Here is a 2,630-nt window from a genome sequence, read left to right as displayed (position 1 = left end):
AAATATTAAACCCGGCATGACAGTCATCGCCGGAAACGCATTCCCAGACACGCATCCTGAAATAGAAAAAGCGATGTCTGAGGGAATTCCGGTGATACGTTATCATAAGTTTTTAGGCGACTACATGAAAAAATTCACGAGTGTTGCCGTTACGGGCGCACACGGCAAAACGTCGACTACGGGTCTGCTGGCTCACGTGATCCAAAACGCAAAACCGACGTCTTTCTTAATCGGAGACGGAACAGGCCAGGGAAATGAAAACAGCGAATACTTTGTGTTTGAAGCGTGCGAATACCGCCGCCATTTCTTAAGCTATCAGCCGGATTACGCGATTATGACGAATATTGATTTTGATCACCCTGATTACTTCTCAAGCATTGACGATGTATTTGACGCTTTCCAAGAGATGGCTCTTCAAGTCAACAAAGGCATTATTGCCTGCGGAGACGATGAGCATCTGCCGAAAATCCATGCAAACGTCCCGGTTGTGTATTACGGCACGGGGGAAGAAAATGATTTTCAAGCCAGAAACATCGTAAAAAGCACGGAAGGGACAACTTTTGATGTCTTTGTCCGCAATACGTTCTATGATACGTTTTATATTCCTGCGTACGGCCACCACAATGTATTAAACTCATTGGCGGTCATTGCGTTATGCCATTATGAAGAAATTGATTCCAGCATCATTAAGCATGCTCTCAAATCCTTTGGGGGCGTCAAACGCAGATTCAATGAGAAGCAGCTTGGGGATCAAGTGCTGATTGATGACTATGCCCATCATCCGACAGAAATAAAAGTGACAATCGAGGCGGCAAGACAGAAGTATCCAGATCGGGAAATTGTCGCGGTATTTCAGCCTCATACATTTACACGGACGCAACAGTTTCTTGACGAATTTGCAGAAAGCCTGAGCGGCGCTGACTGTGTGTATTTATGCGATATTTTCGGCTCAGCCCGTGAGAATGCCGGAAAGCTGACGATCGGCGATCTCCAGGGAAAAATTCATAATGCCAAGCTGATTGAAGAAGATGACACATCTGTTTTAAAAGCTCATGATAAAGCCGTTCTCATCTTCATGGGAGCAGGAGATATCCAAAAATATATGAGAGCCTACGAAAACGTCATGGCATAATAAAAAGCAGTGATCTCACTGCTTTTTATTTATCTGATGGAAAAGCTTATTAAAGGATTTTCTTACATAACGGAGAATAGTATGTATACAGCCCAGTACACATGTTTAGGATTGAAGAAAACGGGTAAACAGCAGTATATCCTGCAGCAAGGAGGTTTGAGATGATTATTATTCTTTATTTGAGCGTTGCACTCATCGCAGTTGCATTTCTCGTATTAGTGATCTACTTGTCTAAAACATTGAAGTCATTGCAGCTGACACTAAAAAACGTCGCATCCACTCTTGAAGGGCTGGAGGGACAAATGAAGGGCATCACAACTGAAACAGCCGAGCTTTTACATAAGACCAACCGCCTGGCTGAAGATATTCAGGAAAAATCAGAAAAGCTGAACACGGTCGTTCATGCTGTTCAAGGAGTGGGAGCTTCTGTACAGCAGTTCAATACATCCATGAAACAAGCGGCAGGGTCTGTATCGGCATCAGTTAGAGAGAATCAAGATAAGATCAATCAAGTTGTCACTTGGAGTCAAGCAGCAATGGAAATTTGGGAGAAATGGAAGCAAAAGAAAAAATCAGCCCTGTAAGAGAAAAAAATACTAAGAGGAGGAATAATGATGAGCAAAGATGGAATTAATAGTAAAGATTTTTTAATCGGAACTTTAATCGGGGGAATCATCGGTGCCACTACAGCTCTTTTTCTAGCACCTAAATCAGGCAAAGAACTTCGCGACGATCTCGGCAGCCAGGCTGTTGCCTTACGGGACAAAACTGATAAAATGACGGCAGATGCGAAGGAAAAAGGCACGCAATATGTCAGCATCGCAAAAGACAAAACTTCCAACATCACACAGCTTGTAGCGGATCAGTCTGGGCAGATCATGAACAAGGTAAAGGATTTAAGAGACCGTTCCAAATCTGACAAAACGGATTCATCGACTGCAATGAAAGATATGAGGGAAGAAGCGATGCAGGCAGCTGATGAAACAAAAGATCAAGTCCTCCAGACGAAAGAAGATGTAAAAGACGAACTGAAAGATGCACAAAAACAGGCTGAGCAGTTGAATCGCTGAGCAGGGAAGGAAGAGCTTGAGTCATGGCTAAACAGCTTATTCAATCTGAGGAAGAATTTAAACGGATTGCAGAACAGGAAGGCGTTTTCGTCTTCTTGAAACACAGCACCACATGCCCGATCAGCCAGGCAGCATTTCATGAGTTTGATGCCTTTGCAAATCAGCATGAGGATGTGCCGGCTTACTATCTTCAAGTACAAGAAGCCCGGCCGCTGTCCAATTTCATTGCAGAAACATATGGGGTCAAGCATGAAAGCCCTCAGATATTCATCATTCAGAACGGTAAAGTGAAATGGCATACCTCACATTCACAAATTACAGAAGCCGCTATTGAGCAGCATTTGTCATAGAAAAAAGCGTCCAGATATCATCTGGCGCTTTTTTTTGTAAAAAACCCTTGAACATTGCCCTCACATCATGTAGGATAG

General features: G+C 43.3%; 4 protein-coding genes. All 4 read left to right on the top strand.

The window, feature by feature from the left end:
* Positions 1–1,132 (top strand): UDP-N-acetylmuramate--L-alanine ligase (murC, locus tag RAC86_RS37650; RefSeq protein WP_377886852.1); only part of this gene is annotated, 1,132 nt, incomplete at its 5' end.
* 161 nt (positions 1,133–1,293) lie between these two features.
* Positions 1,294–1,716, top strand: coding sequence for a DUF948 domain-containing protein (locus RAC86_RS37645; RefSeq protein WP_003229276.1), 423 nt, complete (start codon positions 1,294–1,296; stop codon positions 1,714–1,716).
* A 30-nt stretch (positions 1,717–1,746) separates the two neighbouring features.
* Entirely contained in the window at positions 1,747–2,202 is a 456-nt protein-coding gene (locus RAC86_RS37640; protein ID WP_032722351.1) for a YtxH domain-containing protein, read from the top strand.
* A gap of 23 nt (positions 2,203–2,225) precedes the next feature.
* Entirely contained in the window at positions 2,226–2,552 is a 327-nt protein-coding gene (gene ytxJ / locus RAC86_RS37635; RefSeq protein WP_032722350.1) for a bacillithiol system redox-active protein YtxJ, read from the top strand.
* Positions 2,553–2,630 lie beyond the last annotated feature (78 nt).

This window comes from Bacillus sp. LR_5 (genome assembly GCF_042709275.1).
This window is presented reverse-complemented; position numbering and strand designations above follow the sequence as displayed.